A 17,458-nucleotide genomic window follows, 5' to 3' on the forward strand; every position below is an offset into this window, starting at 1 on the left:
TAATCGAAGCGCCAGGGGATGCTTGCCCGGGCGCGCAAGGCCGTGCCGCGGGTTTTGGAATGGACGTGGACGCCCGTGGAACCGCTCAACGCACGCTCGATGTTCGATGCCGCGGCCAGCGCTGCGGCAAAGCCTGCTGACCAGCCCTTCGTGGAGCGCCGTCGCCGGCTCTCGCCTGCGGCGCTCGACGTCGTCAACCAGAAGGTCGCGCGTGCCTATTCGCCGATCGTGATCGCCGGTTTCGTGCGCCTTGCCGATTTCGCGCTGCTGAGCCTCGTCGGTATCGCGGTCTATCTCGGCTATGTCATGCCGCTCGCGGGGGCGTTCAGCTGGGTCTATCCAGCCGAGGTCATCGCCGTCGCCATCGCCGCCGTGGTCTGCTTCCAGGCCGCCGACATCTACCAGGTGCAGCTGTTCCGTGGTCAGCTCCGGCAGATGACGCGGATGATCTCGTCCTGGTCGTTCGTCTTCCTGCTCTTCATCGGCATTTCCTTCTTCGCCAAGTTCGGCAGCGAGGTCTCGCGGCTGTGGTTGGCGGCCTTCTACTTCCTCGGACTCGCGGCCCTGATGGCCGAGCGTCTGGTGCTGCGCTCGCTGGTCCGCGCCTGGGCGCGAGAGGGCCGGCTCGACCGGCGCACCATCATCGTCGGCTCCGACAGCAACGGCGAGCAGCTGGTCGAGGCGCTGAAGGCGCAGGAAGATTCCGACATCCACGTGCTCGGCGTGTTCGACGACCGCAACGACAGCCGCGCGCTCGACACCTGCGCCGGCGCGCGCAAGCTCGGCAAGGTCGACGACATCGTCGAGTTCGCCCGCCGCACCCGCGTCGATCTCGTTCTATTCGCGCTGCCGATCTCGGCGGAGACGCGCATCCTGGAGATGCTGAAGAAGCTCTGGGTGCTCCCGGTCGACATTCGCCTCTCCGCGCACACCAACAAGCTGCGCTTCCGGCCCCGCTCCTATTCCTATCTAGGTGAGGTGCCGACGCTCGACGTGTTCGAGGCGCCGATCACCGATTGGGACCTGGTGATGAAATGGCTGTTCGACCGCATCGTCGGCAGCCTCGCGCTGCTCGCAGCCCTGCCGGTGATGGGATTGGTTGCGCTGGCCGTCAAGCTCGACAGCCCCGGCCCGGTGCTGTTCCGCCAGAAGCGCTTCGGCTTCAACAACGAGCGCATCGACGTCTACAAGTTCCGTTCGATGTACCACCATCAGGCCGATCCGACCGCCTCCAAGGTCGTGACCAAGAACGATCCGCGCGTCACCCGCGTCGGCCGCTTCATCCGTAAGACCAGCCTGGACGAGCTGCCGCAGCTCTTCAACGTGGTGTTTTCAGGCAATCTCTCGCTGGTCGGCCCGCGCCCGCATGCGGTGCAGGGCAAGCTCCAGAGCCGCCTGTTCGACGAAGCCGTGGACGGCTATTTCGCCCGCCACCGCGTCAAGCCGGGCATCACCGGCTGGGCCCAGATCAACGGCTGGCGCGGCGAGATCGACAACGAAGAGAAGATCCAGAAGCGCGTCGAGTTCGACCTCTATTACATCGAGAACTGGTCGGTGCTGTTCGACCTCGTCATTCTCCTGAAGACGCCGATCTCGCTGCTGACCAAGAACGAGAACGCGTATTGAGTTTCGCTGTCATGCCCCGGCTTGACCGGGGCATCCAGTACGCCGCGGCGCCAGTGATTTTCCGCAAATGGCCACCGGGGCGTACTGGATCGACCGGTCAAGCCGGGCGATGACAGCTGTATTTGTAGCGTTAAGAGTAGCGTAGAGCGTGTGATGACGTATGCGGCGACAGCCGGTGGAGTGAACGTAGCCGCACCGGCTGCGCCCGGCGTGCTGGCGCTGCAGCGCGCGATGGTGTGGCTGGTCGGCGCCTCCGGCGCCATCGTGTTCATCGAGCCGAGCCCCTACGAGATCGCCACGCTGCTCGCCACCGTCACCTTCTTCGCCACCGGCCTGCGGCTGAAGCTCGTGCTGATGCCGCTGGTGCTGCTGCTGGTCCTGCTCAATGTCGGCTACACCATCAGCGCGATTCCGCTGTTCGACAAGTCAGAGGTGGTGAGCTGGATCGCGACCTCCTGGTACATGGCGGTGACGGTGGTGTTCTTCGCGATGGTCGTCTCGGAGGACACGACGGCGCGGCTCGACATGCTGCGCCGAGGCCTCGTGGTCGGCGCGATGATCGCCTCGCTTTTGGCAGTCGCCGGCTACTTCCACCTGATCCCCGGGGGAAACGACCTGCTCACGCTCTACGGCCGCGCGCGCGGCACGTTCAAGGACCCGAACGTGCTCGGCGCCTTCCTGATCCTGCCGGCGCTGTTCGCGCTCCAGAGCGTGGTCTCCGACAAATTGGCCAAGGCCTTCCGCAACGTCATCGCCTTCGGCATCATGTCGCTGGCGATCCTGCTCGCCTTCTCGCGCGCCGCCTGGGGCGGCCTGGTGCTGACCTCCGCCTTCATGCTGGCGCTGATGGTGCTGACCAGCCGCACCAACGCGCAGCGCTCGCGCATCGTCATCATGGCGATCGTCGCCGCGGTGCTCGGCCTCGCGCTGATCGCCGTGCTGCTGTCGCTTGATGCCACCGCGGAGATGTTCAAGCAGCGCGCGAGCTTCGACCAGAGTTATGACGAAGGCCGCTTCGGCCGCTTCGGCCGCCACATCCTCGGCGCTGAGATGGCGCTCGACCTGCCGTTCGGCATCGGCCCATTGCAATTCCACCGCTACTTCCCCGAAGACACTCACAACTCCTACCTCAACGCCTTCATGTCCGGCGGCTGGCTGTCCGGCGTGTGCTATCCCGCGCTGGTCTTCACCACCGTCATCATGGGGTTCCGCCACGTCTTCATCCCTGTGCCGTGGCAGCGCGCATACCTCGCGGTGTTTTCCGCCTTCCTCGGCACCGTCGGCGAAAGCTTCGTGATCGACACCGACCACTGGCGGCACTTCTGGATGATGCTGGGCGCGGTGTGGGGCATGATCGCGGCCGCGCAGGCCTACAAGACTAGGACTGGCGAGGACGCTTCTTCAGCTTGAGCTCGGGCCGCTTCTCCGGCGGCGTGTCGAGCAGCCCCTTCAGCGCCTCGGTTGCCGTCAGCACACCCTTGTGAGCCTCATTGGCAAAGCGCAGCAGCAAGCGCAGCTCGTTGTCGGAATAGGCGCCAAAGACCTTCTCCATCGCCTGCTGCATCGGCACGTAGAATTGGCTGAGCCTTGCGATCGCCTCGGGCACGACCGCGATGAAAACCTTGCGGCGGTCCTTCTCGTCGCGCTCGCGGCGCACGAGGCCCGCCTTCTCGAGCCGGTCGACCACGCCGGTGATCGCGCCGGTGGTCAGGCCGGTGACCTCCGCGAGCCGGCCCGCGGTGACGCGGCCCTCGAGATAGAGGATGTCCATGCATTCGAGGTCGGAATTGGCAATTCCGGCAACGTTGGCGACGGTCTGGCCATAGAGCACGCCTTGCGCCGACGACCTGCGCATCGCCTCTTCGAGCTCCAGCAACAGCGCCGCGCGCGCCTTCGTCCTTGACAAGACCGGCCTCTTATCTTAGCTGATATATATCTTAGTCGCTAAGATATTTAGCGACCGTATTTTCTCCTAGCACCACGCAAACGTCCGGAGCAAGCCATGGCCCACCGTCCCCGCAAGGCGCTGATCATCGGCGCCGGCATCGCCGGACCCGTCGCCGCAATCCTGCTGCGCCGCGCCGGCATCGAATCCGCGATCTACGAGGCGTGGCCCTATTCGAAAGGTATCGGCGGCGGCCTGCAGATCGCGCCGAACGGCATGCATGTCCTGGACGAGATCGGGCTTGCGAAGGAGCTGATCAGTCGCGGCTCGGTCGCGGAAGCCTTCGACTTCTACTCGCAGCGCGGCGAGAAGCTCGGCTCGATCAATCGCGACATGGCGCGGCGCTTCGGCCAGCCGGCCGTCAACATCGCCCGCGCCGCGTTGAACGAGATCCTGATCGACAAGGCCTGGTGCGCCTGCGTCTCGCTCTATTTCGAGAAGCGCCTGATCAAGATCGAGGACCGCGGCGACCAGCCGATCATCGCCTACTTCGCCGACGGCACCACCGCCGAAGGCGACTTCCTGATCGGCGCCGACGGCGTCCACTCGGTCGTGCGCCGCCAGGTCGTGCCGGATGGCCCGCAGCCGTTCGACACCGGCCTGATCGGCTTCGGCGGCTTCGTGCCGCACGCCGTGCTCGACGGCAGATCCATCGGCCAGCACGTCGAAACGACGTTCGGCCAGAGCGGCTTCTTCGGCTACGGCTATTGCGGCCCCGATCCGATGGACGGCGTGATGTGGTGGAGCACGCAGCCGGCACACGGCATGGACGCGGCGATGTTCCGCGCGCTTGACCCTGCGACGCTGAAGCAGCATCTGCGCGGCTTCCATCGCGGCTGGCATGATCCGATTCCCGCCATCATCGAAGCGGCCGAGAGCATCGTCGTCACCGACACGCTCGATGTCGCGACCCTGCCGACCTGGTCGCGCAAGCGTTCGCTCTTGATCGGCGATGCCGCGCACGCAACCAGCCCCCATGCCGGCCAGGGGGCCTCGCTCGCGCTGGAGGACGCGATGCGGCTCGCTCGTCTGATGCAGGAGGGCCAGGAGCTCGGCGCCACCTTCCAGGCTTTCGAGGCCGAGCGCCGCCCGCGCACCGAGAAGATCGTTGCCATGGCCCGCCGCAACGGCAACAGCAAGCGCGAGTTCAGCGCCACCGGCGCGCCTGGGTCCGCAATCAGATGCTGAAATGGCTGCTGCCGCTGGGATCGAAGAGCATGGAGTTCATGTACGCGTATGACGCGCGGGCGGCGTAGGACTCCGCTGCTGTAGGGTGGGCAAAGGCGCACTTGCGCCGTGCCCACCATCTCTCCGCAATCGCAATAGAAGCGGTGGGCACGCTCCGCTTTGCCCACCCTACGATACCGAACTAGCTCTCCACCTTGAATGTCAGCCCCGCGTTGTCCTGCAGCCGCTTGATCAGCTTGTGCTGCATCGCCGCGCCCGGCGTCCAGACGCCGACGGGAACGTCCCTCGCATCACGCAGCAGGCAGATCGCGCATTCGGAGATCATCTTGGAGGTCGAGCCGTAGCCGGGATCGCGATCACCGGTGACGCCGGCGCGGACCATGCGGCCGTCGGGGGCGATCGCGACATAGAGCAGGTTGAACCGGCCGTTCTCCCGCTCCTCCTTCGACGGCCCCTCGCCCGGCTTCGGCGCGTTCGGCCCGGTCTTCTCGGCATTGGCCGCCATGACGCGCTTGGCGTTGGCCTCGCCCTTCTCGCCGGCGCCGGTCAGGACCATCTCGTCGTAGACAAAGTCCTGGCCGTAGGGAAAGCCCATCAGCATGTTGGAGCGGTGGACGTTGCGCGTGTTGATCAGCGCCATCATGAACGGCGCGGCCCAGGACTGCAGGTCCTCCTCAAAGACGGCCCTGTTGCCCTTCGGCTGCTTCGGGCCGGTGAAGCCGGGCGTCAGCGCGAAATGGTCGTTGAGGATGGCGACGAGGCTGAGGTCCTTGGCGACGGCATCGAAGGTCGCCTTCGCGCTCGCCGCGGTGCCGCCTGACAGCGTGCCGCGCATGTCGCGCACGCGGCCCTTCACGCGCGGTGCCGGCGCGCCGAACACGCGCTTTGCCTCCTCCTGCACGAAGAAGGTACCGAGCTCGAACGGCACGGAATCATAGCCGCAGGAGAACACGATGCGCGCGCCGCTCGCCTTGGCCGCCGCGTCGTACTTGTCGATCATCTGCCGCATCCACACCGGCTCGCCGCAGAGATCGAAATAATCCGCACCCGCAGCGACGCAGGCAGCTAACAGATCCTCGCCATAGAGCTGATACGGACCGACCGTCGTGATCACCGATTTGGTCTGCGCTACCATCGCCTTCAGCGACGCCGCGTCCGACGCGTCCGCGACGATCAGCGGCGTGTCGGCCGGCGCGCCGATCGTATCGCGCACCGATTTCAGCTTGTCGAGGCTGCGGCCCGCCATCGCCCATTTGAGCGCCTTGTCGTCCTTGTAATGCGCCGCCAGATATTCGGCGACGAGCTGGCCGGTGAAACCGGTCGCGCCGTAGACGACGATGTCGAATTTCGCAGAGCTCATGATCGGCCTTTACTTCTTCGCATAACTCACGCCCATGCCGGCACGGACGTCGCTTTGAATGCCATAGGGCGGGATCGGATAGCGCAGGCCGTTCTTCGCCAGCGCCTTCATGCCTTCAATTGCCTTGGCGAGATGCGAGGGCTTCAGCGCCATCAGCATCTCCTCGTCCGGCACGCCGCCATAGCGCCGTTCGGCATAGCATGGCAAGGACAGGCTGGGCTCCCCGGTCTTGAGCGCCCGCCCCCAGGAATCCGCACAGGCGGTCTCGCCGACCACACCCCATTCGAACTTCTTGTAGCCGGTATATTGCAGCCCGTTGATCAGGATGATCATCTGCCCGGGCGTTGCATAGACGAGGCAGATGTCGGGCGGATCGAGCCGGCCGCTCGCCAGCGGACTGACGACGAGCGCCTGATAGTGTCCGAACGGAACCACGTCCAGCGCCTCCTGGCGCTTGCGCGCGTCTTCCGCGGTGCCGTGCCAGACCCCGACATAGTTTTCGCCGGCGAGCCATTTCTCGTCCTGGGGGCTGAGACCGATCACCGCGCGGCATTGCGCGCCTACGAGATCGTCGGCGGTGATACCGACGGTCCAGCCCAGGCGCGCGGCCATGCTGACGATCTGGTCGGTGGTGTGAATTGCGTTCGGGCGGCGGATCTTCGGGATCGCCTCCATCTCCGCGACGCTCGCGAACAGCTTCATGCCGATCACATTCGTCTTCAGCCGCAAGAGGCTGTTGAGATCGGCGACGAGGCCGGCGAGATCGATCCTGTCCGCACTCTGCTGTTGCATGGCTTCCTCCGCGCCGGCGATCGCGCGCCGTGTTCTTGTGGCCTCGTTCTAGTCCTTGCCCGGTCCCGGAAGCAACTCGCCGGTCCTGCCCATCAGGCGGTAGGCCACGAGACCAATCCACTCGCGGATGGCGACTTCCGTTCGGCCGAGCCCGTCCGCGCCCATATTGGTGAAGGAGAACAGATCGTCGCGTCCTCCCATCCGCCAGTCCACCGGATAGGCCTCGACGTCAAATCCGGCCTTGCGGAAGATTCCCATCGAGCGCGGCATGTGGAAGGCCGACGTCACCAGGAGCCAGCGCTCGCCGGGCTTTGGCGAGACCAATTGCTTGGTGAAGATCGCATTCTCCCAGGTGTTGCGGGAGTGACGTTCGAGGATCAGGCGGTCCTTCGCGATGCCGAGATTCTCCAGGATCGGCGCGGAATAGTCGGCCTCCCTGGCCTCGGTCGACATCAGGTTCGCGGTGCCTCCGGTGAAGACGATGCGCGCATGGGGATAGCGGCGCGCAAGCTCGGCCGGCGCAAACAGGCGATCGGCCGCGCGCGCGACGACCGGCGTGCGATGCGCCGCCGATAGATCGGTGTCGACCGAGCCGCCGAGCACGATGATGCCGTCGGGCGCGCCGCGCGCGGCGTCCCAGGGCGGGAAGCGCGACTCCAGCGGATAGAGCAGGAGATTGCCGAGCGGCGAGAACGCCGCGAGCGCCAGCAGCACCAGCGTCGTTATCGCAAGCCTGCGGCCAAATGCGGCAAAGCGTGTCCCCATCAACACCACAGCCACAATTCCGAGCTCGACCAGGAGATTGATCGGCAGCAGCGCGGTGCCCAAGGTCTTGGAAAGAACGAAAAACAGGGGAGCCTCGCTGAAATCACTGGTCTGAATTACTGGCCTGAATGACTTGGCCGGTCTGTGCGGGGCTTGACCGGCCCCGCCATCTTCAGAAATCTTCTTGAAAGAGGATCGATCGCCGGGTCAAGCCCGCGCTGATGAAACGAAAGCGGACGCGGCACATGACCCATCATCACCTGCATTCCAACCCCCAAACCTGCCATTGGGGCTTCTTCGAAGCCGCACTCAAGCCGGTCCTCACCGTGGCCAGCGGCGACGAGGTGACGGTCGACACCATCAGCGGCGGGCCTGATGTGCTGCCTGATCGGGACAAGTTTCACATTCCGCCCGAAATGCACGAGGTTCATGCCACAAGCGAGCGCATGCTGCCGGGCCACATCCTCACCGGTCCGATCGCGGTCGAAGGGGCCGAGCCCGGCGACGTGCTTGCGGTCGAGATCCTCGACGTGCAGCTCCGGCAGGATTGGGGCTGGAACTTGATCAAGCCGCTGTCCGGCACCCTGCCCGACGATTTTCACGAGACGCGGATCCTGAACATCCCGCTCGACCGGACGCGGATGGTCGGCCGCATGCCGTGGGGCCTCGACCTGCCGCTCAAGCCGTTCTTCGGCGTGATGGGCGTGTCGCCGCCGCCGGCCTGGGGCCGCATCTCATCGCTGATCCCGCGCGCCATGGGCGGCAATCTCGACAACAAGGAGCTGGGCGCCGGTGCGACGCTGTACCTGCCGGTATTCGTGCCGGGGGCGATGTTCTCCTGCGGCGACGGCCATGGCGTGCAGGGCGACGGCGAGGTCTGCGTCACCGCGATCGAGACCGCGCTTAAGGGCCGCTTCCGCCTGACGCTGCGCAAGGACCTGAAGCTCGACTACCCGCGCGCCGAGACACCGACGCACTACATGACCATGGCGATGGACCCCGATCTCGACCAATGCGTGGTGCGCGCGCTGCGCGACATGATCGCGCTGCTCGGCGAGACGCGAAATCTGTCACGCGAGGACGCCTACACGCTGTGCAGCCTGGCCGCCGATCTCCGGGTGACCCAGACTGTCAACGGCGCCAAAGGCATCCATTGCATGATCGAAAAGGCGATCGTGCACGGCTGAGCCGGACCGCCCCTTCCCCGACCGATTGACGGCCCCCGCCGCCTGGTCTGCCGCGCGGCGCGCCGAGGCGCGGATAATTTCCCGTGCGATTCCAACATGCTGAGCGTCACGCCCAGCCCGCATTTGACTTCCACCCCCGAACCTAAATAGAGTCTTAATCGTTACTTTTATGTACCCGAGTAAGAGGCTAGCGTTCGGGCCATGGCCACCGAAAAAGCCGAGACTGACCGCATTCCCGTAACCTTGGCGCTCTCGACCATCACCTACCTGGAGAAGCTGGTGAGACAGGGCACCCACGGCACCAGCGTTCCCGGCGTCGCACGTACCTTGATCGAGGAAGGCATCCGTCTCGCCATCAAGGACGGACTGCTGTCGATTCGCGACAATGGCAGGACGTGAGCGCGCTTGGGGCGTGAGGCGGACGGATCTCGAGAAGCGGATGGCCGACATCTGCAACCTGGGATCGTCCACAAATGCCTGTTCTCTCACCCACCTGGACCGACGAACGAATTGAACTCCTGAAGCAGCACTTCGAGGCCGGCCTCTCCTGCCGCGAGATCGCCGCCGACATCGGCGTCAGCCGCAACGCGGTGATCGGCAAATTGTCGCGGCTGAATCTGACGCGCGGCCGGACGGTCGACGACCGCAAGGTTCAGGACAGAGGCCAGGCGCCGGCGCGGCTGCGCAAGGCCGTGCCGCGGCTCCAATACGAGATGCTCGCCACGATCTATGGCGAGACCGATGCGCCGGTACTTGCAGGCCCGATCGACGAGGCCAACCGCTGCTCGCTGCTGGAGCTGTCCGAGAATCGCTGCCGCTGGCCTATCTCGACGCCGGGCGCAGACGATTTCTGCTTCTGCGGCAACGCGGCGCCGGACGGCCAGCCCTATTGCGCCGGCCACAGCCGCCTCGCCTACCGGCCGCCTGTGCGCGGGCGCGCGATACGCGGCTGACGTTGCGCGCATCTCGACAACAAAAAACCTCCGGCGGGGCATCGCCGGAGGTTTCTGGAGGCTTAGCATGAAGCTAAGAGCCGCAACTTTCGTATCTGGCTGAAAGCTATATAGCTTAGTAGCTCAAGTAAGTAAATAAGTTTGACGCCATCGAATCGCATGGCTCGCCTTCGTGTTCCGCAACGGCAATTCGATTTTTCAGAAGACAAATGCCCATGAAAAAACCCCGGCGGTTTCCCGCCGAGGTTCTCCGATCGATTGCGCGATCGATGATCAGAAGTTGCGCTGAGCGCGCAGCAGCATGCTGACCGAGTTCTGGTCCTTCAGCTCGTACACGGCCGCCGGCTTCGCAGCCGAGGCAATGCCCGGGCTGGCGATGGAGCCAGAGTACTTCTGGTCCAGACGCGACCAGCTCAAGTCGGCCGTGAACGCCAGGTTCTTGACGGGGGTCCACACGGTGTTGACACCGACCACCGCGAAGTTGAAGTCCGGATTGCAGGTCGCACCGGCCACGGCGATCGCAGCGAAGTTGGTGCAGATCAGGCCTTTGCCTGTCGTGCCGTACCTCAGCTGGGCATAACCACCGTACACTGCGCTCGCCCAGTTCGGGCTCCAGTTGTGGGTGTAGCCACCACGGACGCCCCAGGTCTTGACGGTATCGATGCCGGTAGCCGTTCCGAACACGCCGTCAGCCAGACCGGCGAACCCGGTGCTCTGATACGCGCCATTGCTGCTTCCGCTGAACATGAAGAAGCTCTGCGGGAACAGGCTCTGGAAGTTGTAGCGCGTCGCGCCGTCCGTGTAGACAGCCTGCAGGTTGATCACGTCACCCGCGCCGGTCGGGATGTTCTTGATCGACAAAGCGCCCTGCACGGCCCAGCCCCACTTGTCGGAGGGATGACCGGAGACTTCGGTCGCGCCGTAATAGGCTGCATGGAGCTCATGCGCGGCAACCGACAGCTGAGCCATGCCCCAGGCCTGGTCGACACGAACCTGACCGATGATTTCGGGCGAACGCGTGCCGCCCCAGGCGCTGGCGCCATAGACGCCGGTCACGAACTGAGCAGCCGTGCCCGAGGACACGTTCCAGAGGTTCGACTGACCATTATTCGCCGAGGTCTCGTCCTGCAGCGCAAACGAAGCAGTGATGCCCTGGCCGAAGTCAGCCGTGTAGGCAACCTGGTTCACGCCGTTGACGTGGTTGGAGCCGCCCGGAATGGTATCGGGGCCGCCAGCCGGATAGCTCTGCCAAGGAGCGTCGAAGATCGAGACCGTGCGGCCGAAGGTGAAGCCCGCGAACTGAATGAACGCATGGTAGAGGCCGAGCGAAGCCGAACTGGCCGAGAACGCCGAGGGATTGCTGCCGGTGACGTTCGTAGAGTCATAGCTGAAGACCGCGTCGGCGTAGGTGCGAACGACGCCGTATTCGGTCGCCGTGCGCGTGTCGACGTTGAAGTCGAAACGAGCGCGGCTGAAATAGTAGTTGGTCAGACGGTTGTTGGACCCGCCGTTCACAGTGCTCGAGCTGTTCCTGAAGCCATAGTCGCCGCCGCCGCCGAGAAGCATGTCAGCGCGGACGTAACCACCCAGCTTGATGCAGGTGTCGGTGCCCGGGATGTAGTAGAAACCTGCGCCGTACAGCGAGCAGATCTTCACGTATTCGACCGCCTTGGCCTTGACCGGAAGATCAGCCGCCTGAGCTCCACCGACGGCGATCAGGGTCGCCGCAGTGCCGAGCAAAAGGCTCTTCACCATTTTCATTTAAAACCTCCAAGTTGCTCATTTGACGGAGACCGGACCGTGCGGCCCCCCAGATCCCCGTCTCTTCATCAAATCCGCTCGGCCGCTTCGCGTTTTCGGACGTACCCGCATTCGCGAGGGACGTGAGCGAACCACCTGCAACGGGACGATCGAGAACCCCCCACCGTCACGGATCAATATGCCCGCACAGTTCCGTTAATCAAAATAGTTTATTAGATCAGCTTTGTGGTTTCACTAACCCTGTGTCTGCGGCGCAACACCGGTGCTGAGCGAAAAAGACTGACTGGGTCATATTTGTAGTTTTCGTGACACGATTACCCTGCTCTGCACTTGCATCAGAGCAGAGTTGCGTGGACTATGCCCACCCCATATGAGCCGTGGGAAAGAGAATCAGCTTGCGGGAGTGACGCTGTGTCCGCGACGAGGAAGGAAGGCGCGCGCCTGCGCACCATCGGCAACCTGGATATCATCAGGCGCTTCACCTGGGAGATATCGTCGATCAACATGTATCTTGAGGAGCTGCGTCAGTTCTGGGCGAGGACGCTCGGCATCAGCGGGCCGCAATGGCTGATCCTGATGGCGATTTCCGACCTCGACAAGGACGACGGCATTCCGGTCAACGTCGTGTCCAAGCTCCTTCACGTCGATCCCTCCTTCGTCACCACCCAGTCCAAGCTGCTGGAAAAGAAGGGCCTGTTGCGCCGCCGCCCCTCGCCGACCGACGCGCGCGTGGTCCGGCTCTCCCTGACCGAGAAGACGCAGAAGCACCTGGTGAGCCTCAACGAGCAGTACAAGACCATCAAGGAATTCGTCTTCCAGGAGTTCGACGAGGCCGAGCTCACCGAATTCACCACCAAGCTCGCGACGTTGAAGACCCGCCTGGAAAAGGCCTGCGTCCGCCTCACCCTGGACTTCTGACGGTCGCGCCGCCGCTAGATTCGCAGGCCGCCGCCGAGCCGCGATTCCAGCCAGTCGAAGATGAATTCGTTGGCAAGACTCGGATTGTCGGCATGGGCCTGCGCCGCGCCGGTCTCCGCCGCGGTGAACACTTTCAGCATCACATCCGAGCTGCCGAGCCGGGAGTCCCGGACGAGCTGACGCGCCCGGTCCGCCTTGAGCCAGCCGTCCTCGCCGAGCGTGATCAGCACCGGGCAGTCGGCGCTGGAGGCCATCAGCGGCGCATGCGGCACCGGGACGATGCTGACGTCGCTCATCGCGAATCGGCTGGCGAAGAAGGCCCGCTCGTGCAGGTCCCACAGGCCGCCGTCGCAGACGGCGGCGGCAAGCCGCGGCTCCTGCAGCACCGCACGTGCGACGAAGGACGAGCCCCAGCCATCGGCGATGATCCCGACGCGGGCGAAGTCGACGTCCTGCCGCGTCTCCAGATAGTCCATGACGCCGGGAATCGCGCTCTCGAGATCCTGGCGCCGCAGCAGCGCATCGAGAAAATCGTCGCGCTGGTCGCCGAACAGGTCGAGCGCCAGCATCGAGAAGCCGCGCTCGCGCGCATGCGGCACGAGCTTGAACAGAAATTCTTCCTTGCGGTGGCCGGGCTCACCGATGCAGATCACGGTCGGAGCCGGCTCCTTCCCCGATGACGCAGGAAGGAAATAGCCCTGCAGCGAATGCCCGTCGAGCCAGGGTATCGTCACCACCTCTCCGGCGGGGCTGCGCGCGGCGAGATAGCGGCGCGCGCATTCTTGCATCGCCAGCACCGCGACCCAGCGGCGCTCATCGGAGGGGTCGAGCGGCATCGCCGCGGCACCATAATAGTTCATCGCGCGCAGCCAATTGCGCTGCGCGCTGGCCAGGTGTCCTTCCGCGAACGCGGTCTCCGCGCGCTGCCGATTGGTCTGCGCCAGCGTCTTCCACTCGCGATACCATGAATGGTCGTCGGCGCCTTTCAGCCGCCGCGCGATCATCAGGCATTCCGCGATCGTGGCGCCGCCTTCTTGGGCTGCGGTGAGGAGCCGCGTGAACTCAGCCGAGATGTCCTCTCGTTCCGGGCAAAGGGTCCAGTCTTCGGAGAGGCATGCGGGGATCATCGGGAGCTACGTTCTATGTCGCCTTACACAGGACTGACTAAACCATTTCAGATCGCCGACCAAGCCGCCGCGCGCGCCATTACAGGCATTTGAGATCAACATCGCTTGAACATCGTCATGATGCATGCGTGACCTCCCCCACAGCTCATCGAGTGGGGCGAACGTTGGCAGGAGCTGGCACACAAAATTGTTCGAGCCTCTCTTGCCATGACGATCATCATACCCATATTGGCGCGCCCCCAAGGGCGGCCTCAACCAAGCCGCCAGCCGACCTCCTGCGTCAAACTTTCGTAGAAGGCGCGGTCGTAAGCCTGCTCCGGCGTGGCGCGCACGCGCTCGTCGAGGCGCTTGGCATCCTCGCCGACGAGGATGCGCCACCGCTCCGCCTTGAGGCCGTCGAGAATGATCTTCGCCGCCTGCGCGGCCGTGGTCGGCGCGTCCTTCAGGAAGCTGCGGGCGCGCTCGGCGAACGCCGCCTGGATGTCCTCGTCCGACATCTTGTCGGCATCCGGCACACCGGCCGCGGCCATGCGCTTGCGGGTCAGCGCCACCTCGTCGGCATTGAGCTTCTCCGAACCGTCGCCGCTCTGCACCTTGCGCGAATTGGAGACGATCGACGTGCCGATGTGGCCGGGCATCACCACCGAGCATTTGACGTGCGGGGCATGCAGGCGAAGATCGTTGATCAGCGCTTCGGTAAATCCCTTCACCGCGAACTTGGCTGCGCTGTAGGCGGTGTGCGCCTGGTTCATGCCGATCGAGGCCCAGAAGCCGTTGACGCTCGCGGTGTTGACGATGTGGGCCTCGTCCGCGGCGACCAGCATCGGCAGGAACGTGCGCACCCCGAGATAGACGCCGCCCCAGCAGATGTTGAAGGTGCGCTCCCATTGCTCGCGGGTGTTGGTGAACAGGCTGCCGCCGCCGCCGATGCCGGCATTGTTGAACAACAGATGGATCCTGTCCGTCTTCTGCTGCTCGGCGAGCTCGTCGCGAAAGCGCTTCAGGTGATCCTCGATCGCGACGTCGGCGACGTGCGTCGTGACGCGCAGGCCCTGCGGCAGCTTCTCGACTTCGCAGAGCCGCTTGGTCTCGGCCATGGCCGCTTCCGAGACGTCGCACATCGCGACGTTGCAGCCTTCGGCGACGAGCTGCCGCGCGAGCTCGCGCCCCATTCCCGTGCCGCCGCCGGTGATGACTGCGATCTTTCCAGCAAAATCCTTCATGGGACTTCGGTCCCTCCCCTTGTCGGTGTGTTTCTTGGTCACGGCGCCGCTGACCGCGGCGCGCGCAAAACTGTAGCAGCGCGACATCCACGGGTAAAAGCGTGCGCTGCCATCCTCGCCTTCGGTTATTTCGGCAGGCGGACTACGGGCGACGCTGTGCGGGCCTTGTGAAGTGGCTCATAGGCAACGCGGCCCGGACAATCGATCATTCCCGGGTATTTTCCTGCAGGTCCCCCGTATTTGTCCGGCTTCGGGTTAATGGCATTTTTTTTACAATCCGAATCGTCAAATGGGGACGCTGGGTTGAATCGACTGGGCCAGCGTGTTGTTTGCGTGTCACAGGCTCTGGCACTCCGCTTGCATCCTCTTCGTGGTCAGAAACAACCGACGAGGTGATAGGAATGTTCGTGACCGTCGTTGCCGTGCTTTGCCGGCTTGGCGCAGCCAGCTCAGGCAGTTGCGTCGAGGAAATCGTGACCGACAGCAACATGACGCCCGAGATTTCGCTGATGCAGTGCGCGATCGGCGCACAAGCGCCTCTTGCGAAGTGGATGGGCGAGCATCCGATCTATCACGCGAACTGGCGCCTCGAGCGCTACAAATGCGTGCCGGGTCACTATGAGATCAAGGGCCACGCTTAAGGCCCCGCAAAACTACTGGTGCCAAGACCACGGATACCAGGACGACCGAGCCAAGAGGAAACGCCCCGGGGGCCGCTTATCCCTCCGTGCGGACAGTGCCAGCGCCAGACCGATCGCGGCAGGCGCTCTGTGACAATGATCACGCCCTCCTTCTAAGCCACCTCACGCACGATGATCGCACGCGCCCGCCGCCCTTCCGGGGTCGGCATCAGCGCGAAGTTGTGCGGTTGCTCGCGCAGGAGATGCAGCTCGACCGGCACGCCCACCGCCCTCGCCCTCGCGGCAAGATCGACGCTGTCGGGATACAGAAGATCGCGCGTGCCCGAAAAGATCGTCATCGGCGCCAGCGCGCGGAAGGAGCCGTTGAGCGGGCTGACGAAGGGATGGCCGACATCGAGCTCGCCGGCATAAAGACGTGCCGCCTCGACGATGCCCGGAATGTCCTGGATCGGATCGAGCGCCGCGATCGCAACCTGCTCCGGACGGCTGATAGAGGCATCGGCCGCAGGCGAGATCAGCAGCATCCGGCTCGGCTGCCGATGACCGCGATCGCGCAGCCATTGGCAGGCGGCGAGGGCAAGGCCAGCGCCCGCCGAATTGCCGACGACCGTCACCTTCGCCTCGCCCGCGTCTTCCAGCAGCATGCGCAGCAGCTCGGCCGTCGCCGGCACGACGTCCTTGGCGGTCGCCCGCGGCGCCAGCGGATAGATCGGCACGACGCAGCAGACGCGCGCCTTGCGCGTCATCTCGCCGACGAAGCGCCAATGCGCCGGCACGATCTCGTTGATGTAGCCGCCGCCATGCAGGAACATGACGTAGTTGCAGCCCTCGTGGCCTGACGCCGGCGCGGTGTAATAGACCGGCCAGCCGCCCATCTTGGTCAGGGTCACCTCGACGCCGCCGCCAAGTCCCGTCGGCTCGAACGAGGCCGGATCCAATGCGAGCTTCTGCACGTGTGCCTGCACGACCTCGGCTGATGCCAGCTGCTTCTTGAACGGCAGCAGCCGCAGCAGCAGGTTGAAGGCCCGGCTTTGCAGGCTTGGTGCTGGATCGCGCGGCGCCCGCGCGCCGAATACGCAGCCGCCCGGACAGAATTGAAGGGCCGATACAAGTCTCGCAACGCTCATCGCCACATCCCCATCCGGCTGTTTCGACCCGGCGACAAAGAGGCTTGCCGACCCGCCGCCACTTGCCGATATAATGCGAGCATTCGCTCGCTTTTCCTACTCGCATTCAGATCACAAGACCGTGGCCCGCAAACCGCCCACAAAACCCCGGAAAAACGCCTCGCAGGAGCGATCCCGCGCCACCGTCGACGCGCTGGTCGAGGCAACTGCTCGCATTCTGGTCAAGGAAGGCTTCGAGAAGGCCAGCACCAACCGCATCGCCGAGATCGCCGGGGTCAGCGTCGGCTCGCTCTATCAATATTTTCCAAGCAAGGAAGCCCTCGTCGCCGCCGTGATCGACCGCCACAACGATGCGATCATGACGGTCGTGCGCGCCGCCTTCGCGGAGGTCGCCGACCTGCCGATCGAGAAGGCCGTGCGCCGCCTCGTCACGGTCGCGATCGAGGCCCATCACATCGATCCGAACCTGCACCGCGTCCTCGCCGAGCAGATCCCCCGCTCCGGCCACCTCGCGGAGGTCGAAGCCTACAGCCACGAGATCCACGCCCTCGTGCGCACCTATCTCGAACGCCACCGCAAGGAGATGCGCAAGATCGATCCCGCGCTCGCAGCGTTCATGTGCGTGAGCACGATCGAAGCCATCGCGCACAACACGGTGCTGAACGGCGCCGAGATGCTGTCGGAGAAGATGGTGAAGGTGCTGGTGGACGAGACGACCCGGATGGTGGTGGGGTATTTGAGGTAGGTGGGCGCCGAGCCAGGGCACTTGCGATCTAGCTACGCACGACGCTTCTAGCTTCGCACCTGGCCTGATGAAGATCGCTCTCCCTGCCTCCGAAGCTGAT

General features: G+C 64.5%; 16 protein-coding genes and 1 pseudogene. 9 read left to right on the forward strand and 8 right to left on the reverse strand.

Annotation, left to right across the window (positions count from 1 at the left end; all coding sequences use genetic code 11):
• Positions 1 to 75: 75 nt before the first annotated feature.
• Both AB7M16_RS03605 and AB7M16_RS03610 read left to right on the forward strand, forming a co-directional pair.
• Positions 76 to 1,626 (forward strand): undecaprenyl-phosphate glucose phosphotransferase, encoded by a 1,551-nt coding sequence (locus tag AB7M16_RS03605; RefSeq protein WP_439367124.1) that lies wholly within the window; start codon positions 76 to 78, stop codon positions 1,624 to 1,626.
• 153 nt (positions 1,627 to 1,779) lie between these two features.
• Positions 1,780 to 3,036, forward strand: coding sequence for an O-antigen ligase family protein (locus tag AB7M16_RS03610; RefSeq protein WP_453943152.1), 1,257 nt, complete (start codon positions 1,780 to 1,782; stop codon positions 3,034 to 3,036).
• On the opposite strand, the gene AB7M16_RS03615 is transcribed toward AB7M16_RS03610, so the two are convergent.
• Positions 3,005 to 3,481: a MarR family transcriptional regulator gene (locus AB7M16_RS03615; protein ID WP_453947122.1), complete on the reverse strand. Its 477-nt coding sequence runs from the start codon at positions 3,479 to 3,481 to the stop codon at positions 3,005 to 3,007. The two genes, AB7M16_RS03610 and AB7M16_RS03615, sit on opposite strands and share 32 nt — an antisense overlap.
• Before the next feature lie 147 nt (positions 3,482 to 3,628).
• Between AB7M16_RS03615 and AB7M16_RS03620 the strand changes: the two are divergent.
• Positions 3,629 to 4,827: pseudogene (locus AB7M16_RS03620) on the forward strand (FAD-dependent monooxygenase).
• Between the two features lie 113 nt (positions 4,828 to 4,940).
• On the opposite strand, the gene AB7M16_RS03625 reads toward AB7M16_RS03620, so the two are convergent.
• From AB7M16_RS03625 to AB7M16_RS03635, 3 genes are read right to left on the reverse strand one after another with little or no spacing between them, the layout of a single operon-like run.
• Positions 4,941 to 6,119 (reverse strand): saccharopine dehydrogenase family protein, encoded by a 1,179-nt coding sequence (locus AB7M16_RS03625; protein ID WP_453943153.1) that lies wholly within the window; start codon positions 6,117 to 6,119, stop codon positions 4,941 to 4,943.
• 9 nt (positions 6,120 to 6,128) lie between these two features.
• Entirely contained in the window at positions 6,129 to 6,911 is a 783-nt protein-coding gene (locus tag AB7M16_RS03630) for a DUF169 domain-containing protein (protein WP_172783477.1), read from the reverse strand.
• A gap of 48 nt (positions 6,912 to 6,959) precedes the next feature.
• Complete coding sequence (locus AB7M16_RS03635; protein WP_212255511.1) at positions 6,960 to 7,727, reverse strand: YdcF family protein; 768 nt, start codon at positions 7,725 to 7,727, stop codon at positions 6,960 to 6,962.
• 194 nt (positions 7,728 to 7,921) lie between these two features.
• Between AB7M16_RS03635 and AB7M16_RS03640 the strand changes: the two genes are divergently transcribed.
• From AB7M16_RS03640 to AB7M16_RS03650, 3 genes are all read left to right on the forward strand, one after another.
• Positions 7,922 to 8,863: an acetamidase/formamidase family protein gene (locus tag AB7M16_RS03640; RefSeq protein WP_453943154.1), complete on the forward strand. Its 942-nt coding sequence runs from the start codon at positions 7,922 to 7,924 to the stop codon at positions 8,861 to 8,863.
• Between the two features lie 201 nt (positions 8,864 to 9,064).
• Positions 9,065 to 9,262, forward strand: a complete 198-nt coding sequence (locus tag AB7M16_RS03645; protein WP_007603456.1) for a hypothetical protein — start codon at positions 9,065 to 9,067, stop codon at positions 9,260 to 9,262.
• Positions 9,263 to 9,336: 74 nt separating this feature from the next.
• Positions 9,337 to 9,816: a GcrA family cell cycle regulator gene (locus tag AB7M16_RS03650; RefSeq protein WP_271498798.1), complete on the forward strand. Its 480-nt coding sequence runs from the start codon at positions 9,337 to 9,339 to the stop codon at positions 9,814 to 9,816.
• A 273-nt stretch (positions 9,817 to 10,089) separates the two neighbouring features.
• Here AB7M16_RS03650 and AB7M16_RS03655 read toward each other — a convergent pair whose 3' ends face one another.
• Positions 10,090 to 11,577 carry a porin gene (locus AB7M16_RS03655; protein ID WP_172783473.1) on the reverse strand — a complete coding sequence of 496 codons (1,488 nt, stop codon included), beginning with the start codon at positions 11,575 to 11,577 and terminating at the stop codon, positions 10,090 to 10,092.
• Positions 11,578 to 11,988: 411 nt separating this feature from the next.
• On the opposite strand from AB7M16_RS03655, the gene AB7M16_RS03660 reads away from it, so the two are divergent.
• On the forward strand, positions 11,989 to 12,495 hold the full coding sequence (locus AB7M16_RS03660) for a MarR family winged helix-turn-helix transcriptional regulator (RefSeq protein ID WP_212255139.1): 507 nt from the start codon (positions 11,989 to 11,991) through the stop codon (positions 12,493 to 12,495).
• Positions 12,496 to 12,509: 14 nt separating this feature from the next.
• Here AB7M16_RS03660 and AB7M16_RS03665 read toward each other — a convergent pair whose 3' ends face one another.
• Both AB7M16_RS03665 and AB7M16_RS03670 read right to left on the reverse strand, forming a co-directional pair.
• Complete coding sequence (locus AB7M16_RS03665) at positions 12,510 to 13,622, reverse strand: alpha/beta hydrolase family protein (protein WP_453943155.1); 1,113 nt, start codon at positions 13,620 to 13,622, stop codon at positions 12,510 to 12,512.
• 251 nt (positions 13,623 to 13,873) lie between these two features.
• Positions 13,874 to 14,845: an SDR family NAD(P)-dependent oxidoreductase gene (locus AB7M16_RS03670; RefSeq protein WP_453943156.1), complete on the reverse strand. Its 972-nt coding sequence runs from the start codon at positions 14,843 to 14,845 to the stop codon at positions 13,874 to 13,876.
• A gap of 401 nt (positions 14,846 to 15,246) precedes the next feature.
• On the opposite strand from AB7M16_RS03670, the gene AB7M16_RS03675 reads away from it, so the two are divergent.
• A complete protein-coding gene (locus tag AB7M16_RS03675; RefSeq protein ID WP_025036674.1) occupies positions 15,247 to 15,486 on the forward strand; it encodes a hypothetical protein in 240 nt (79 codons plus the stop codon).
• Positions 15,487 to 15,638: 152 nt separating this feature from the next.
• Here AB7M16_RS03675 and AB7M16_RS03680 read toward each other — a convergent pair whose 3' ends face one another.
• Positions 15,639 to 16,613: an alpha/beta fold hydrolase gene (locus AB7M16_RS03680; RefSeq protein ID WP_453943157.1), complete on the reverse strand. Its 975-nt coding sequence runs from the start codon at positions 16,611 to 16,613 to the stop codon at positions 15,639 to 15,641.
• A 121-nt stretch (positions 16,614 to 16,734) separates the two neighbouring features.
• Here AB7M16_RS03680 and AB7M16_RS03685 point away from each other — a divergent pair, with 121 nt between their 5' ends.
• Positions 16,735 to 17,358, forward strand: a complete 624-nt coding sequence (locus AB7M16_RS03685; RefSeq protein ID WP_349628387.1) for a TetR/AcrR family transcriptional regulator — start codon at positions 16,735 to 16,737, stop codon at positions 17,356 to 17,358.
• The last annotated feature ends 100 nt before the right edge of the window (positions 17,359 to 17,458 follow it).

The sequence above is a fragment of the Bradyrhizobium sp. USDA 372 genome (assembly GCF_053629095.1).